The sequence below is a fragment of the Paenibacillus sp. Cedars genome (assembly GCF_003184205.1).
GTDB classification, from domain to species: domain Bacteria; phylum Bacillota; class Bacilli; order Paenibacillales; family Paenibacillaceae; genus Paenibacillus_AQ; species Paenibacillus_AQ glucanolyticus.
Genome location: NZ_CP020866.1, coordinates 2,755,809 through 2,773,342, shown reverse-complemented (window position 1 = coordinate 2,773,342; position 17,534 = coordinate 2,755,809). Strand labels below are relative to the sequence as shown.

Here is a 17,534-nt window from a genome sequence, read left to right as displayed (position 1 = left end):
GAAGCAACCAGAAAGACCAATATGGGCCGAGAAACAGATGAGTGAGAACCAACCACAAAATAATATCTCTGTCTGAAGGTTTTTGTATGAAATCAATGATTACTAAGTTTTCCCGAGAGTCTATTTCACAAAACTCGTATTTTGTACATATGTCTGAATAAAGTTCCCTTAGGTAACTTTATGTCTGTATCCGTCAATATTTTAGGGGTTAAAGATCTTGGCTGCTGAGATCTCTCTCCAGCTTCGATAAGGCGTTACTGGCCCAACTTGAGAAGCATTACAAAAAGTCGAATACTAAGGTTAATATGATCCACTATTTGCTTCCTGGTTTCTTTTACTTCTATGACGGTAGACAACCTTCCTACTTGTTCACGTATGAGTCTGCCAATTTTGTGCTCCAAGGCCAGCATCGGATATCTTTGAAGGTGCCCCAAGATCCATATTCCCCCACGAACGTCCTGATAAAAGCAAGAAGCCTACCGCAATCTAGCGGTAAGCTTCTTAATTTTAATTTTCGTAAATCTCCTACAGCTGACTCTTAAAGTGTAAGTTCATTAACATGAACCTTCTCATTTAAGAGTTGGAAATTGCATTACCCTATTAACCAAAAGTTCAATCATATCGAATGTGAGTTCCTTAAATCCTCCATCATAGCTCACCTCGGTCATATGTCCATCCGTGTATTTCCGGATCACTTTACCGTCCTTCGATAAAGAAACAAAGGAATTGGAATCTTTGGCTTTTTGAGTTGCGTTCTCCGCTCTTAGTGTTGCTTTAGACTTTTTAACATAATGATGAATTATAACAGCCCTTCTGTATCAACATAGAAGGGAAATGAGGCTGGTATGCTGCGTGATTCAAAGTAAAAATGTACGTTTTTTGTCCCTTCCGTAATACCTATCTTCATATTGCCAGTGACTTCACTTTTGCTATCAATTTGATTATCTAAAAATCCTTTTGAAGTTAGGCTCCAGTTATCATTTATTGGTGCGAAGGAAGATAACTCACTTGTAGTGTACATCTTTCTACCCTTAACATTATCATCGGCTCTAATTTGAGAAAGATCTATTTTGACACTCTGATCACGATTATTTTTTATTGTAACGTTTAGTTGGACGCTTTTATCAATTTTAGTAAGAGAGTTTAATGTAATTGATACATTGTCACGTGTGAAAGTAATTGGAAGTTTTTCGAATCTATTTAAATAAATTGTACTTCCAGATGAAACGGAAAAACCAGCTTCCTGGCCTAACTCCTTTAAAGGACCATATAAGCGACCATTAATAGTTACGATAGGATTTTCCAATTTTGTTTCAGAACCATTAATCTGTAATTTGTTATATTTTACAGGAGTAGCTTTTAAATAATTCTCAGCTGCATAAGTAATTCCTGAGAAAAATATAGCACCACATAGAAATGAGATTATAATTTTTGATTTTTGTCCTTTCAAAATAACTCCCCCAACCTAATATTTTCCATAATTATATCAGTGATAATAAAATAGGTCTATATATTTATATTTAGATGCTCATATAGTCAATAAGATCTATTTACAGATGATGACATTGCATTCAATAATTTTAAACCCAAATGCCTACCACTCGTGATCATTCAATCATTGAAGAATAAATGAATGTAAGAAAATCAGATGCATCATAAACTAATTTCAATCATCATCTTTATGTTCGTGGTAGTAATAATAATATAATCGGACTATATGTTCTTTTCCTTTAGATTTACGTGTTATTCTCCCCCAAATTATGTGCCTGATAATCATCAAGTAACCATAAAAATAAAAAAAAGCCACTACAATAATAGCGACTTACAACCCATATCATAGTGTTCCATGATCGGACCGGGAGCTGTTTGAAACGACGAGCTTGGAAACCATTCCTTGAAAATATGGTCATACGTTCGTCCTATCGACTCCTCAACGGGTCCAATCGCTGTGAACCTGGCATATTTCGTTTTAGGGATGAGACGTGCTATGGTCCCTGACGGTACATGGTCTACGCTTGTCACTTCGATCCCGATAAAATAGGTGTACCCGCTTTCGTCTCGATCTACAGTCAGTGCATAATCAATTTCTTTTTCTGACTCAACCCGCAAATGTGCGATATTGCCGAAAGTTTGTTGCCATTCTTCGAAATACTGTTTCCACAGATCGGGCGAAGATACACCATCTTCAAATCGGCATTCTATCCCAATTAGTTTCATCGCTGGTTTTGTTACGATCATCGTATGTGGCTTGGTTTTTATCATGGCTTCAGCTCCCTTTTGCTGCAGTGCAAGATTAACAGCATGGAATGTAGGCAAAAGAAACCGTCCCCTCCGATAGTTTTCTGGTGTTATTCCATACACGCGTTTGAAAGCTCTTCCGATACATCATGGGATTCGAAGCCGTAGTCATATGCGATCTCCGCTATTTTATCATTGCTATTCCTTAATCGTTCGGCAGCAAGATCTAATTTGCGACCGCGTACATATGACATGACGGTGGAGCCGGTGTACGCCTCAAACACGCGCAAAAAATGTGACTTAGAGAAGCCGGCTAACGCTACAAGCGACTCACACGGAATGTCTTCCTGCACATGCGTTTCAATATAATTAAGTACGGATTGAATTCTTTGCTTATAGTCCATGGATGTGCACCTCCATGGCGTTCATTGTAGCATGGAGAACAATTGGTTTCTCGATGTTTTTTCTCGTATCGGCGGAGAAACACGGTTAGTACGTAATCCTGCCCGTTGGTTTAATAAAAGGGCGTCTACCTCCGTCGATGAAATCATATCGGGAATGTGACAATGTTCTTGTCATTGTGTTTTGACAAGAACTTGATAACATAAATATAAAAAGCCGCATAATCAGCGGCTTCCAATGTTACTATGTTTTTGTCACCCGACATTAACTCAGTAATGTTGGCTAGTTCATTTTGGATGTTCCTTTGTTTAACTAGAAAAAAATTTAACCTTCATTCTTTTCTGAATGATGGTAATTAAAGTGAAAATCTGGCGACATTTTACTACTCCCTTTATTTGATTGAAATCATTTAACACAACTTTAATGCACTGTAATTTCCGTATTCAATTGTTCCTCCTAATGTATTTTGATTATAAACACCGAATCATTAAGCTGAATTTACCATTTTGCTGTACAGTTCATTATGCTGAACTAAATAATCATGTGAACCTTGGCCGACAAGCCGACCTTCGTGCAATACAAAAATTTTTTTTGCATTCTCAATAGTCGATAGGCGGTGAGCAATAAAAATGGTAGTTTTCCCATTTCGAATCATGCCTAATTGCTTTTGAATGATTCGTTCCGTCTCCATATCTAATGCAGAGGTTGCTTCATCTAAGATTAAAATTTCAGTGTTTCTTAAAATAGCTCTTGCAAGAGCAAGTCTCTGGCGTTCTCCCCCCGATAAGGTCACTCCTCGCTCACCAACAACTGTCTCATATCCGTTTGGCAATCGTTCAATTAAATCATGAATACATGCAGCTTTACAAACTTGGGTAATTTCATCGTCTGTTATCATCGAATTGCCCATAATAAGATTGTTGCGTATTGAATCAGGAAAGAAATAAGGATCTTGCCTAACGATTGTAATCTTGTTGATCCAATCCTCTCGTTTTAACTTCGTAAGAGGTATTCCATTAATCAAGATTACTCCATCAACAGGTTCGTAAAAACGTGTTAACAATTGAGAAATCGTTGATTTCCCACTTCCACTCATTCCAACAATCGCTGAGATTTCTTGTACAGGTATGTCCATACTTAGATGATCAAATATATTCTCTCCATCATATCGGAATCCGATATCAATGAGCTGTATCTTTTTAATCGGAATATTTAATACATAATGACCATCTTTCAGATCTTCTTGTCGCTCAAATGTTTCCCTTAGTCTTTCTACACTGGCAAGATTTGAGTTTAGCCTTATAACCACATTGAATGCATTTTGAAAAGCCTCCACAAGCTGAATTGTGAATTGAAAGATAACAACGAGCATACCAATAGATATTTGATCATTCATAACCGAAAGGCCACCACATAAAAGAACCAAGATATTAATAATCCATTTAATCGGATCAGTAGAAAGAAACTGTTTATTTATGTGTCTTATGTACTTCAAAACAAGCTGATAATAGTCATAAAACAACCTTTGATAACGTTTCATTTCCCACTCTTCACGATGATATGCTATAACTTCACGAGTTGAAGATATTCCTTCGTCAATCAATGTAAGCATGCTTGATTGTTTTTCATTCATTTTTTTTGATATTTCTTTTTGGTGTGTCGAAAATTTTCTACCCAAAAACAAATACAATATCGTTAGTGGAATAATTCCAATAAGTAAGTAAGGCAAAATAGACGCAATGAGCCATAACAAAATAAACACAGTCATAGCTTGTTGAACAAGGCGTGGCATATCTGAGGAAATCATGTTAGAAGTGCTTTCAATATCATTACTGAAAAGATACACATAATCCGTTGATGAAATTCTTTCCGGAATGTAACAATGTTCTTGTCATCAGTCGGGAATGTTATCAAGTTCTTGTCATAAACTGAACCCTTGGTGTTAACCAGTTCTTGTCCATTATCAGCAATTGGATCAAGTTCTTGTCTTGAACAAAGGACAAGAACTTGATCCAATAAAACAAAAAAACCGCGCTGGGCGCGGGTTCTTATGGGACGGTAAGCTTTCAGAAAAGCCTCCTGCGTGTAGTCCTGGGCATCCTGCGGGCTAGCACCCAGGCCTCGTAATAGGCCGTATATTTTATTTTTGTGCGTATCCACCAGCTGTGTAAAGCTCCTCTTGTCGCCAGCCAGCACCTGCCTGACCAGCGTAACGTCCTGTGACGGGTCTGCCATAACGATCCTCCCTGCTCATCATCTGAACTTCATATATTATAGACGGAAGTCCTTTGCCGTTTCTCTCACTAAAAAAAGAGCCCTCTTAGAATCTCTTCCTGTTTATTCCATTATACAGCCCGTTAGTTGAATAAAAGGGTGTCTGCCGCGGCTTCTAATTATGATTTTTTAATAGGACATCACCTTTTGTGGTTGTCTTCCTTCATGTATGATCTCTCTCCCTCCCTTAAGCAAGAGCTACAAGAAATCAATGTAGTAAAAAGACACTGATATTCTATTCATCAGTGTCTTTTTTAGTGGTTTTTTTTCACCAGCATCATGTTTCATCGTTGAACTCAGACTAATTCACTTTAGCCCTATTCGCTATAACTGACTTCACTTTCTTGTAATCATTTCAATCAGAGAGTTGTAATTTAAAGCAACTTAATTAGCTCTTCTAGCTCATCAATCAGTACTTTTGCAAATTCAAAATTAGTATCTTTTAAAGCCAATTCTATTTTCATTTCAACTGCTTTTTTGTTTTGTTCCGCTTCTAAATAGTCTTTATCAAAGTGACTAGCATAAATCATCTGTTTAAATTTTTTCATAGTCATTTTTCTAATCGTCTTATTGTCAATGATTAATACATAATCCATACCATTTACAACAGAATAGAAATCATGAGATATCATGAGAATTGCACCTTTATAGTCTTCAATGGCTTTTTCCAGTGCAATTTGTGTATATGTATCTAAATGGCTTGTCGGTTCATCAAGAAGCAATACGTTTGCATTACTAGCAGAAACTTTAGCCAATTGAAGTATGTTTTTTTCTCCACCAGATAGTGATTCAATCTTTTGATTAACGATTTCGCCTTCAAATCCATAGTTTGAAATATACGATCTAACTTCATCATAAGTTTTAAACCCAGCATCGATGAATTCTTCTAGTAATGTATTAGAATCCTTTAGCATTTCGCCTTGATTCTGAGATAAATAAGCCATTTTAACATCATCATTTATTTCAATGGAATCATGATTATTGTTAAAGATATCTCGGAGTAAAGTCGTTTTCCCTGTACCGTTTGGACCAATAATGGCTACTTTATCCGTAGATTTTATCTCAAAGCTAACATTCTCTAAAAGCAGTTCATCAAAGGCAACACTATAATTATTGACTTTTACAACAATGCTGTCTTCAATTTCATTCTCAATACCGAAACTGATATTCGGTTGCTTAATATCAACAAATGGTGCCTTAATTCTACGCGCTTCCAATCTCTCTTGAAATCTAACTCTAGCTTTTAACGCTCTACCTCTAGATGCTTCTGAATTAATAGTTGCGATAGCTCTAAGATTATCAATAATGTTATCGTATCTCTCAATTTCTTCAGCTTCGGCGACTGCGATTTCTTGCAACTCAATTTTTGTCTGAAGTAATGAGAAATTATACTCAATATATCGCCCATCAAACTCTTGGATCTCTGTGTTTTCAAGGTGAATAATTTTGTTGAAACAATGATTCAATAGATATCGATTGTGCGTAACAACTAGCAGTATGCCTTTGTGAGTATTAATAAGTTTTTTAAGCGCATTTAGGTTCTCAAAATCTAAAAACACATCCGGTTCGTCCATGATCATTAAGTCTGGACTATTAAGCATTTCCTTCATTACTTGAATAAGTTTGAATTCCCCGCCGCTCAGGTCGGATACCCTAACATCTTTTAGCTTCAAGAGGTTTGCAAGATTTAGCTTCTTATTAATGTTACTCTCAAAATAATCTCCGCCCATTGCATCAAATGCGTCTAAAGCGAATTGATACTTTTCGAGTAACGGCTCAATATCCGATGATGTTTCCATTTCATTACAAATAGATGTTATTTCATTTTGTAGCTTAATAAAATCTTCTCCGATATATTCAAAAACAGTTGATTCTTTAGTTCTGTCTAGTTGGGAGAACTGACTTACATACCCAATTTTACAGGTTGGATCTATCTCTAACTTGCCTTCGAACAAATATCTTTCTGGATCCATCAGTATATCGATCAGTGTACTTTTACCACTGCCACTTGTTCCAATAAAAGCGCAATGCTGTGACTCTTCTAACGTAAAGGAAATGTCTTTATATAGTTCTTTTTGTGGAAATGAGAAGTATAAGTTATCAACTTTTATCATAGTAGTGCCTTTCTTTATAACTAAGATGGTGACTATTATTAAATGTATTGTCGAACACAGACTTTTAGAGTAACACTCTTTACTACCAAGTTCAATCCATTTTTAGCCCTTACCCTCACTTCGAAATTCTAATACTTTCTTTAGAATGGTGGCTTGTTGACCGTTTATCCAATCCCATGAAAATACATCAAACAAAATCATGACAATGTTTACCTACGGCATCAATATTTCCAAATACAAAAAATAGTATTCATTTGCGTAAACTGCCCATTAGCTTAATAAAATGATGTCTGCTGCCGTCGATGAAATCATACCGGGAAAGTAACAATGTTCTTGTCATCAGTCGGGAATGTTATCAAGTTCTTGTCATTGTGTTTTGACAAGAACTTTTATAATCAACGGCTTCCAATGTTACTATGTTTTTGTTGCCCGACGACATACAAGCGAACAATAATTGATCGCGTTGCATCATTGCTTCTATATTTCGGCAAAGCGTTTTCACTATGTTGCCTGTTAGCTTATAGATAAGGAACTGCCAACCGGTAAATTGCTTCATCCGATCTCAACAAAGGTTTCCCGTTAGTTTAATCCCGAAATGCTATGGAATTGTAATTAGATATGTATCTAATCGGTAATCGGCTCATCTTCTTGTCCTTTTCGGTAATCGGTACAAGTTCTTGTCCCGAGTCGTCGACAAGAACTTGTACCGATAAAACAAAAAAGCCGCTATTATAGCAACTTTCAATGGGACCATGATCTTGTCCCCCGACATTAGGCCATCCCTTTTCAGCTTTTCAGGATGGCCCCTTCTGTCTTGAAACCTAATCTCTGCCGGTCAACAGTCGTCTTCCTAGCAGCAGTCGGGCTTCAAGTTCGATCCTGTTTTTGCAATCTTCGCAGCAGTGCATTCCTTTGAAATTTCGTTTCACACGGTCGTAAGCTTGAGTCCCCTCAATGACATAAAACTCTCTTCTGCAACTATTACAGGTGGAACGAAAACGAAAAACTCCATCGATTTGTTCTTGCATGGAATCCCCTCCCGTCAATCAAGTCAAAGCCCAGTACTATTGACGTGATAACTGCAACGCGATATAACTGAATAAATTCTAAATAACACACTGTATTAATTATTTTAATGCAGTGTGCTAAATAAGACAAGGGGGCGTTTACCGTTGCCGAAAGTCGTGGACCACGAACAAAAGAGAAAACTAATCGCCGAATCAGCATGGAATATCATTGAAGAAAAAGGGGTTGAACATGCGTCAATCCGTGCCGTTGCAGCTGCGGCAGGGTTGTCACCCGGCGCATTGCGGCATTATTTTTCAACACAGGACGAACTATTGCTATTTATCGTAGACTATTATTTGACAAGAGGAGTTGCCAGAGCAGAAGAGCGCCTGGAAATAAGCCCTATTCCGATGAAGGCTGCGAGGGAAATTCTGTTACAACTGCTTCCTTTGGATGCGGAAAAACGAACTGCCGTCGGCGTCTGGTGGATCTTCGCCATCCGATCTCTCACGAGTTTGGCATTACAAGCTAAAAAAGACGAGCTCACGGACGGACTCCACTACCTGACTAAAGCTGTCCTTGAAATTCTAGCTAAGGCGAAGCTTCTCCCCTCTTCGGTGGACATTCAACTCGAAACATTAAGATTGGCCTCGATTGTCGAAGGCTTGACGATACTCGCATTGCTCCGCCCGGAGCTATACACACCGCAGACCGTTGAGCAGATCGTCACCCGCCATCTTCAGGAGCTCTGCTCGTAAGCTACGGATGGATGAGCACATAGACGATTCCCGAAAATAACTTGCCGTTACTTATGGATACTCCGTGTTTTGATCTTCAATTAATCTGCCCGTTAGCTTAATGATATTGCATGGAAACATAGTTAGATATTTATCTAATCGGTAATCGGCTCATGTTTTTGTCCTTTTCGGCAATCGGTACAAGTTCTTGTCCTTGGCTCGGGACAAGAACTTGTACCGATAAAATAAAAAAGCCGCTGAAATAGCGACTTCAATGGGACCATGTTCTTGTCCCTCAACAATTTTTTTCTTCCCTCGTTTCTGTGCGTAAGAATTGATATCATTTATTATTTGATCCAATTTACATTCACGAGGTTAGGTTTGTATTATTCCGCCGATTATAATGAGAGATTTGTGTCACACTCTCCCAAACCGCGGCAGCCAAGAATGAAAAAATAAAGTCATAGACCGCCGCCGTTTTATTGAACTATCGCCCCTTTAGGTCGCTGGGTCAACCGCACAACTAAGCTGGAACGTAGGTCAACCTGATCACATTCTCGCCAATTCGATCGCTTGCCACGAGGCGCAGCGGCGGCCGCGGACCGGCGAAGAACGGCTTGCCGTGACCCAGCACGACTGGATGGAGATAGAGTCGATACTCATCAACGAGACCGAGCTCCGTTAGACTGTGGGCCAACTCCGGCCCGGCAACTTCAATCACCCCTTCATGCTGAGCCTTCAGCCCACTTATGGCCGCTGCGAGGTCACCCTCGATCAGAGAAGCGTTCGGACCGACGGATTTTAACGTCTTCGACACCACCCACTTCGGTTTGCTTTGCCACGCCGCTGCGAATTCCCGTTCCGGCGCTCCCCATTCAAATCCGTCCCAAACCCGCATGTTCTCGTACATGCGGCGCCCGTACAGGATGCCCGACAGGCCGCTCACATCGTCGATGAAATGACGGAATAGTAAGGGGTCGGGCTGAAATGCCGGGTGGTCGTGGTCGACGAATCCGTCCAGAGACTGGTTCAATGCGAAAACGATCTTTGCCATGCGACTGATTCTCCTCCCTAGTTTTCTCGCACATTCATCATCAGGATTACACGTTCCATATGGAGCCTCCTTTATGTACATTTTATCATCCAACAGCATGCCCGGTTTCTCTTGGATTGCTAATGTGCACAGCCCGACCGAATACAACTTTAGCTTAACGAAGCTTAGTCAGTTTACAACATTATTTTCATAGTCTAACACTTTATTTTCTCTGAATACTTTCAGTGTATCAACATACGGATCCCTTATGTCGTGCACCTTGACCTCTCCGGCTGCGAGACGGCCTTCGTAGAGCCATCTGTAGATCGTTTTGAAGCACACGAACGGCTTTCCTTCGGCTCGGTGCTTCTCGGCGATCTGCTCAGGCGACCACATCCCCTGTAGCTTCCGATTGAGCTCTTCTGCAAGAGCTGCGGTATGCTTGCCGACAGGCAAGCTCGAAGTTCTCCGCTCGTGATATGCCTGTGGCAAAGCTAGCCGCATAAACCTCGCCCTGCTTGCTGCCGCCGCGTTTCGGTTCTCGTGCGATGGTAGAAGGATGTCGACCTAGCTCACGCCCGATCTTGCGGCATGACCAGCCCAATCGATGCAGCGCTTCTAGTTGTCCTCGATCAATTGTGCTAAGATGGAAGTAGCTCATGTTGGGTTCTCCTGTAGGAAATGGTGTTGAGGTTGTCAGAACCAAATAAAATATTAGAGCGATGGCATTGCATATTCACAAGTCGTCCTTCCATGCCGAGCGGTTTATGAGGATAAATAAATAGCGACATTCTTGGACAAATGTCATGGAATGTCGCTGCTGTTCTAATTACGGTTACCATAAATTTATTACAACGCACCTGCATCTCTTGCTGAGTAGAACGAAGGATAAATCGGTCGATAGTTTAGTTCGTCTCTTATTCGCGTTGTATCGACGACCATGTCCCACGGATCATAATCCTTTTGCAGTGCTTCTGACGGTATCTCGCTGTTATGAAGTTGAAAAAGCTCCGCAATCGAGATCGGTGCATCGTCGCCAACATTATAGATTCGGCCATCAAAACCCGGTATAATGGCTGCGAGCATCAGGGCTTGACTTACGTCCGCGTGGTGTATCATGTGGATTCTTTTGGCTGGATTCCAACTACGGAAGTACGGCAGACTTTCCGTAATGTGGGGATCGCATTCGCCATAAACAAAAGGCAGCCGAACGATGCGCACTCCCAATCCCTGTTCACGATGAAGCTGCAGCAGCGCCTCTTCGGCCTCAACTTTACTTTGAGGATAAGGATGAACGGGTCTAAGCTCGTCGTCTTCGCGGTTTGGTCTCAAGCGATTGACCGAACCATAGACGTTATTGGTACTGGTAAAAACAAATCTTGGCACATCCGCCTTCAACGCCGCATGAGCTAAGGCTATACTGCCATCGAAGTTTGCTGTTCTAGTAGTATTCTCGTCTACCCCCCGGAACTGTGCAGCCAAATGAATCACAACATCAGTGCCCTGGAGATCGTCAACATAGCTTTCCGGCTGCAAAAGATCGCCTTCTAAAAGCTCGGCCCCTTGCTGATAAAGCCAATCCGCTTTTGCGGCGTTCCTTACTAATAGTTTAACTTGGTGTCCGCGCTGCAGCATACGGGGGACAAAACGGCTTCCTACTTTACCTGTAGCTCCTGTTACAAAAATGTTCATTTTTAAATCCTCCTCAGCTTTTGAATGTCTTAGGTTTAGCTTAATAGAAGGCTCGACTAGCTGCCTTCCTGTGTTTATCGTATGATTGGGAGTGTCAGGATAAGGAGGAGTATGATGAAGGAGGTTCCCTCTAAAAAGTTACTAGGTGATTTCTTACGTTCTCGTCGCGAACGCCTTTCTCCAGAAGATGTAGGGTTAGCATCTTATGGACGACGACGGACGTCGGGGCTTCGAAGGGAAGAAGTAGCCCAACTTGCCCATATTGGAACTTCATGGTATACCTCATTGGAACAAGGTCGATGTGTCAATCCATCAGAGGATGTACTCAATAACATAGCAAACGCGTTGCAATTGACGGAGGATGAACGTGAACACCTCCATCTTCTTGCAAAGCCGGCACAACAGGAAAGAGCAGATAATGAGCAAATTAATATGGGTTTGGAACAGACAATAAGAGCTCTTGAACCTAATCCAGCTTTTATTCTCAATAGATATTGGGATTTGTTGATATGGAACAGGGCGGCTGCATTCGTTTTCCTATTACCGCCATTTTCAAATCATATGCAGCAGAGAACCAATTGGTTGAAACATCTTTTAACGGGCGGCTTGCTAGGGTCGGACAAGTACAGAGCACAAGTTGTGATCGCACAGTTTCGTGCAGATTATGCATATTTACGCGATGATCCGAGGTTTAATGAGCTCATTGAGGAATTAATGAAGACCAGTCAGCTGTTTTGTGAGTTATGGCCGTTACATGACGTTCAGGCCGTTACGGATCGCTACAAAAGAAGTTACGATCCTCATATCGGAGAGATGGAGTTTGAACATGTGATCCTCCAACCGTCAAAAAATCCCGACTTGAAGATTATGATTTATACAGCTTCAACAGATACGGCTGCGCGTTTGAAAAGTTTAATAAGCACTCTGTGAGATTGATAAGTTATTTGTGACTTCTGTTAAGGAAAGGCGAGCATAAGCGTAACGAAGTCTGGCGGCCACAGGGCCGCCATTTGTTTTTGCTCTTACATAAACATCTGAAGATTTCGATTGAATCTTTTCTCACTTGATTATAGATTTCTTTCCGTCTATACTTCGGGCTGAATACAATGTGGCATTTGCACATCCACTTTGTGTAAGCTAGACTGTAGCTCTTGTTTGCCATCTAAGACCCTTCCTTTCTTTTGAGCTTGAATATCTCAATTTTATGGGAATGGTCTTAGTGGTGAAACCCTCGATCCCTCCACCCGCATCACGGGTGGTTTTTTGTTTCGCGCGTTTCACGCACTCAACTGGCTAAAGCCATAATAAAAAAGAATCTCCACGATGCATCATGGAGATTTTTTCCTCTTATTTTTTGGTTAAAGATTAGTCTGCACGACGTCAGGTCTTCCGGATATCCCTACTGTACATATGACGATCTCGTATTTGAACGAGAACCTTACCGAAGCGTCCTCCTTGTTGGAACACAACCTTATTGTCCGGATAGGTGCGCTGCATATATTCAGTAACCGTCCGACGAGTCTGCTCATCCGCCGGAATCTGCTGCAGGCGCAGCAAGACCATCACTTCTTCGATTGCCGCATCGATCGATAACTCGGTCGTTTTCATTTCTCGGGTAATCAGCGAAGCATAGGAGTAGCCTTTGAGATAAAGCAGCTGAAGCAGGTAAACCATTTCAGAATGATCGGGTTCGCGCTGACGGTCCGTAATCAGTGGCCAAATCTCATCCAATAAGCCGTGTTCCCGCCCGCCTGCAGTCGTGCTGATATAACAGTATTGTCGTGCGCAGCTGATCAGGCTCTCTACACTTTGCCAGTCCGATACAGTTGGACACATGGAGGCGAATACGAGATCGAAAGCGTCCCGCCACCCCGCTGTATCGAGGTCGATCGTTTCAAACTTTTCACGCTCCAGTTTGACGCTGCCGGATTCGAGCTTTCCTGCGTTCTCCAGGAGCAAATCGGCGAGCGGAACGCAAGGTTCCACAGCCGTAACCTCCGCACCACGCTCGGCAAAAGGAATGGAGAATCCACCTGAGGCCGCGCCAACATCGAGCACGGAAGCACCTTTCCATGCTACCCCCTGATCCTCCAACCAGCCGATAATCCGCTCTCGTCTCCGAATGCCTTCTTCGCTGAACGCCTGCTTGTCAAAAATTTTCGCTTTATCGTCGAATGCATGCGCGGGATCTAAGCCGGATTTCTTCACCCGATTGGCGAATGTGGTCGGATCCGTCCTCCAAGCCTCCTCCCAAATGCTTGCGTCGAGGATATCGTTAGTCATAACCGTTCATCCTTTCCTTTTTTGATCTTTGTGTCTCACCCTTTAACGCTAGGAGATACGATCCCTTCTACCAAGTATCGCTGACCTACAAAAAACACAACGATGATCGGCAAGATGAACAGAACGATTCCGGCGCTTTGGATGATCGGGATATTTTGTCCGCTAGGCCATTTGTAGCCGATCGAGAAAAGCGCCGTTGACAGCGGGTATCGATCCATCTGCAAAAACATAAATGGCGTCACGTAGTCGTTGCCCCAACTCCTGTTGAACAAGAGGATGGACACCGTTGCAATGACGGGCAGAGAGATAGGCAGGAAGATGTTCCAGAAGATGCGGAACGTCGAACAGCCGTCGATTCTCGCTGCCTCCTCCAAGTCCTTGGGGATGCCGGAGAAAAACTGGCGATACAGAAAAATGCTGACGGCGCTGCCGCCGATCGCCCAGAACAACCAGGGCCAAAACGTGTTGAGGAACCCGATTTGAAAGAAGATCACATACGTTGGAATTTGCGTCACGATTTCCGGCAGCATCATTGTTGATAGCAGCAGCATAAACAGTGCGTTTTTGCCGGGACCTCGGAGCCGAGCGAAGCCGAAACCGACAAGCGCACTCGTAAAGGTGGGAATCACGACGGATATCGACGTAATGATGATAGAATTCCTAGTATATTTCCAGTAGTCAATCATCGTAACTGCGAAAACGTAGTTTTCCCAATGGAACCCCTTCGGCCAAAAGACCATCGAAGAACCTGCCAACTGTAGCGAATTCGTCAGAAGCCAATAAAGAGGCATTACAAACAGGATGGACAGCAGGATGAGCAGGCCGTATAGTCCCGTGCGTACAGCCCTGGAGCGGAAACCGGTTTGTACCAATTTATTTTCCCTCCTGTCCAACTTCGTAAAACACCCAAAGCTTGCTTGTGACAAATACAACCATCGTCAGCAGCAATATCAGGCTAAACATGACCCAAAGGAGCGCCAGTCCGTACCCGTATCGGTTGAAGGCGAATATTTGTTGAAACGCGTGCACCGAGAACACATAATTGGGACGAATCGGCAAAGACAGCAGACTGTTCGAATTGGCCGCGAGCAGGACCGGCTGAACAAAAATTTGCAGCGAGCCGATGACGTGCATCACAAATTGAAAAAACAGAACGGGCGTCATGAGCGGAATCGTAATTTTGGTAAAACGCTGTGTCGCCGAGGCGCCATCGATAGCAGCCGCTTCATACAAATGCTTGGGTACGCCCTTCAATCCAGCTAAATTGATCAGAATGCCCCCGCCGCTCCCCCAGAGCAACATAATCAACAGGGATAGCATCGCATAATCGTAGCCGAGCCAGTCGACTGGCTTCATTCCCAACCCGGTCAGCAGTTGGTTGGCCAGACCATCCTGCACGAACAAAGAACGCCACATCGTTCCAGTCGCCACGACCGGAATGATAGACGGCATGAAAAACAAAGCGCGATACATGCCGATAGGCTTCATGTTCTGGTTCAGCAGCACGGCCAGCAAAAATCCGACGACGAGACTCAACGGGACGATCAGGACCGTAATCAGGATCGTCCGCCCGAGCGCGTACATGGCATCGTTGTCGGTGAACACTTTGATGTAATTCTCAAGTCCGATCCATTTGACGGCATGCATGTTAAAACCTGCAAAATTCGTAAAACTCAAATATAATCCATAAAGTAACGGGAGTAGACCGAGCAGGATGAACACGACAAACCAGGGAGAGATAAATAGGTAGAACTCCAGTGCTTCTTTAGTCCTTCTGTTCATGGGTTATTTTCGATCAGCGGGAGCCAAGCAACTGAATGCCTTCGTGTATGAGGACGTTTAGTTCTTCCGTCATTTTTTTCGCAGCTCCGTCAACCGTATCCTTATTGTAATATACCGGCGTAAAGTACTTATCAAACACCGAGTCCACGGCCTGATACGTCAGATAAGAATTGAATGGCATGGTCCCGTTGTTGTACTTTAATTCGTTCTGAATGAATTCAACGTTCATTTTGTCAAAATCCGTCTCTTTCGGCAGCAGTTCCATCAGTTTGCGCGTCCCGGGCAGGGCGAGGCCCGCCTTGACTTGTTCCTCCTCCGGCTTGCCGCCGAGAAACCATTCGTACACCGTCCAGGCTTCTTTCGGATGCTTCGTTTGGCTGTAGATCATCGCTCCAGTCCCAAAGGCTGTCGGCGAAATACGGGTTCCGTCATCCGCCACAGGCGCCGGAGCCACGCCAAAGTCCGCCAGACGGTCCTTTGTCAACGGATTGGCTTTCAGGAAGCCTGAGCCACGGTACCCTATCATCATCATTGCTGCTTTGTTTTCGACGAACAGTTGGCCGACCCAATCTGTTGCCGGATGCAGCGGGTTCGGTCCGATCATAGATTTAGTCGTGTCTGCCCAAAACTGAAGCAGTTTCTTCACTTCCGGCTTTGTATATTCCGCCGATTTGAAGTCGGAGCTGTAAGCGCTACTTCCCATCTGCAGAAGCTGCAGGTTGAGCAGATCCTGGTTAGCCGCGATATTGCCTTTATAATAGGTGAGACCGTATTGTGTCACCTTGTCTCCGCTTTTCACCGTCAGCTTTTTGGCCAACTCCACGAGTTCGCTCCACGTCATCGCTTCCGTGCTGCTGGGAAACGGCACTCCCGCAGCTTCAAACAACTTTTTGTTGTAAAAAATCGTAAAGTCGGGCGACACGTCCATCGGGAATCCGTATAGCTCCCCTTCCCCTTGCTTTCCTTTCACGGGATCGTAGCGATACTGGTTGACGATGGGCAGAAAATCGTCCGGTTGAAGCACCGCACTGCTGTTGAAATAATCGGTTAAATCAAGCGCCATCCCTTTGTTGACATAGCCTGGCAGCTCAGACAAATCGGTGCGAATAATGTCAGGAACATTCCCCGCTGTTATCATCGACATCAACTTGTTGTAATCGGCCGGTACGGTTTCGATTTTAATATTCGGATGTTCTTTCTCGAACTCCGCGATCATCTCGGGAGTAAATTCGTGATCGTGCATCGTATGGCGGATGACGACTTGTTCTCCGTTGCTTTCGGCTTGCGACGTGGCAGGCGATGATGCCTCCGCACTCCCGGACGCAGCCGGATTGTCCTTGGAAAGTGTTTCTCCCGATTGAGGCGAGCTGCTGGAGCAGGCGCTCACGAAAAACAGGCATAAAGTGATCATTGTGCAAAGCACTGCGGAGCCTAAACGTTTTTTCATCTTACGGTGTCCCCTTTTTTGAATTGAAATTATTGCTTAACGTTTTGTTATTATCGTGCGATTCATGACTCCATATTTGGGGTATGTCTCGTTTGTTTTGCTCCCTAACCATCGCACCCACAACATAAAAGCTGGAATTTATTCCAGTTGATCATAGATATTCCCCCTTCTTGTAAACAGTAATAATTACGATTTGAAATGATGTATACTTTTCCCTTACGTGGAAAATATGATGATGAAATCCCGTTAATCGTAATGATTACTATTAAAAATGATATACTATCTTATCTGACGCGTCAATAAGGCACGAAAAATGAAAGTAATCACTTTTCATGTTCGCGAAGCCAATTTCATCAGAGACATTTCTGAAAGCCAAGAAAAACCTTTATGACGATAGAAGTATCTATATAGATTGAACTAAAGTTTTGCATTGAACATCCTATTATAACGGCCCAATAGGGCCTATAACATTCATCTCTTTTGTTCATTCTATATAACAAAAAACCTTCTTTCCCTCTTCTGGC

General features: G+C 42.8%; 16 protein-coding genes and 1 pseudogene. 2 read left to right on the top strand and 15 right to left on the bottom strand.

Features of this window, described 5'->3' with window-relative positions:
• Positions 1–799: 799 nt before the first annotated feature.
• The 7 genes from B9D94_RS14410 to B9D94_RS14380 form a co-directional block, all read right to left on the bottom strand.
• Positions 800–1,450, bottom strand: a complete 651-nt coding sequence (locus B9D94_RS14410) for a hypothetical protein (protein WP_148247329.1) — start codon at positions 1,448–1,450, stop codon at positions 800–802.
• Between the two features lie 356 nt (positions 1,451–1,806).
• Complete coding sequence (locus B9D94_RS14405) at positions 1,807–2,262, bottom strand: GyrI-like domain-containing protein (RefSeq protein WP_148247328.1); 456 nt, start codon at positions 2,260–2,262, stop codon at positions 1,807–1,809.
• A gap of 86 nt (positions 2,263–2,348) precedes the next feature.
• Positions 2,349–2,642 carry a helix-turn-helix domain-containing protein gene (locus B9D94_RS14400; RefSeq protein ID WP_148247327.1) on the bottom strand — a complete coding sequence of 98 codons (294 nt, stop codon included), beginning with the start codon at positions 2,640–2,642 and terminating at the stop codon, positions 2,349–2,351.
• A gap of 485 nt (positions 2,643–3,127) precedes the next feature.
• Complete coding sequence (locus tag B9D94_RS14395; RefSeq protein ID WP_148247326.1) at positions 3,128–4,447, bottom strand: ABC transporter ATP-binding protein; 1,320 nt, start codon at positions 4,445–4,447, stop codon at positions 3,128–3,130.
• Positions 4,444–4,875 carry a sigma factor gene (locus B9D94_RS14390; protein WP_148247325.1) on the bottom strand — a complete coding sequence of 144 codons (432 nt, stop codon included), beginning with the start codon at positions 4,873–4,875 and terminating at the stop codon, positions 4,444–4,446. Before B9D94_RS14390 ends, B9D94_RS14395 begins: the two co-directional genes overlap by 4 nt.
• 413 nt (positions 4,876–5,288) lie before the next feature.
• Positions 5,289–7,028: an ABC-F family ATP-binding cassette domain-containing protein gene (locus B9D94_RS14385; protein ID WP_148247324.1), complete on the bottom strand. Its 1,740-nt coding sequence runs from the start codon at positions 7,026–7,028 to the stop codon at positions 5,289–5,291.
• An 821-nt stretch (positions 7,029–7,849) separates the two neighbouring features.
• On the bottom strand, positions 7,850–8,056 hold the full coding sequence (locus B9D94_RS14380) for a hypothetical protein (RefSeq protein WP_006210637.1): 207 nt from the start codon (positions 8,054–8,056) through the stop codon (positions 7,850–7,852).
• Between the two features lie 144 nt (positions 8,057–8,200).
• Between B9D94_RS14380 and B9D94_RS14375 the strand changes: the two genes are divergently transcribed.
• On the top strand, positions 8,201–8,794 hold the full coding sequence (locus tag B9D94_RS14375; RefSeq protein WP_063479552.1) for a TetR/AcrR family transcriptional regulator: 594 nt from the start codon (positions 8,201–8,203) through the stop codon (positions 8,792–8,794).
• 502 nt (positions 8,795–9,296) lie between these two features.
• On the opposite strand, the gene B9D94_RS14370 is transcribed toward B9D94_RS14375, so the two are convergent.
• The 3 genes from B9D94_RS14370 to B9D94_RS14360 form a co-directional block, all read right to left on the bottom strand.
• Positions 9,297–9,827 (bottom strand): dihydrofolate reductase family protein, encoded by a 531-nt coding sequence (locus B9D94_RS14370; RefSeq protein ID WP_063479553.1) that lies wholly within the window; start codon positions 9,825–9,827, stop codon positions 9,297–9,299.
• Between the two features lie 361 nt (positions 9,828–10,188).
• Positions 10,189–10,467: a helix-turn-helix domain-containing protein gene (locus B9D94_RS14365; protein WP_148247323.1), complete on the bottom strand. Its 279-nt coding sequence runs from the start codon at positions 10,465–10,467 to the stop codon at positions 10,189–10,191.
• Between the two features lie 188 nt (positions 10,468–10,655).
• Entirely contained in the window at positions 10,656–11,498 is an 843-nt protein-coding gene (locus tag B9D94_RS14360) for an NAD-dependent epimerase/dehydratase family protein (RefSeq protein WP_006210640.1), read from the bottom strand.
• 111 nt (positions 11,499–11,609) lie between these two features.
• Here B9D94_RS14360 and B9D94_RS14355 point away from each other — a divergent pair, with 111 nt between their 5' ends.
• A complete protein-coding gene (locus B9D94_RS14355; protein WP_234973001.1) occupies positions 11,610–12,428 on the top strand; it encodes a helix-turn-helix transcriptional regulator in 819 nt (272 codons plus the stop codon).
• A gap of 121 nt (positions 12,429–12,549) precedes the next feature.
• Here the strand turns inward: B9D94_RS14355 and B9D94_RS14350 are convergent.
• From B9D94_RS14350 to B9D94_RS14330, 5 genes and pseudogenes are all read right to left on the bottom strand, one after another.
• Positions 12,550–12,660: pseudogene (locus B9D94_RS14350) on the bottom strand (IS200/IS605 family transposase); the annotation flags it as partial.
• A 218-nt stretch (positions 12,661–12,878) separates the two neighbouring features.
• Positions 12,879–13,781: a class I SAM-dependent methyltransferase gene (locus B9D94_RS14345; RefSeq protein WP_006210642.1), complete on the bottom strand. Its 903-nt coding sequence runs from the start codon at positions 13,779–13,781 to the stop codon at positions 12,879–12,881.
• Between the two features lie 35 nt (positions 13,782–13,816).
• Positions 13,817–14,653: a carbohydrate ABC transporter permease gene (locus tag B9D94_RS14340; protein ID WP_006210643.1), complete on the bottom strand. Its 837-nt coding sequence runs from the start codon at positions 14,651–14,653 to the stop codon at positions 13,817–13,819.
• A gap of 1 nt (position 14,654) precedes the next feature.
• Complete coding sequence (locus tag B9D94_RS14335) at positions 14,655–15,428, bottom strand: carbohydrate ABC transporter permease (protein ID WP_172963947.1); 774 nt, start codon at positions 15,426–15,428, stop codon at positions 14,655–14,657.
• A gap of 148 nt (positions 15,429–15,576) precedes the next feature.
• On the bottom strand, positions 15,577–17,010 hold the full coding sequence (locus B9D94_RS14330; RefSeq protein ID WP_148247322.1) for an ABC transporter substrate-binding protein: 1,434 nt from the start codon (positions 17,008–17,010) through the stop codon (positions 15,577–15,579).
• Positions 17,011–17,534 lie beyond the last annotated feature (524 nt).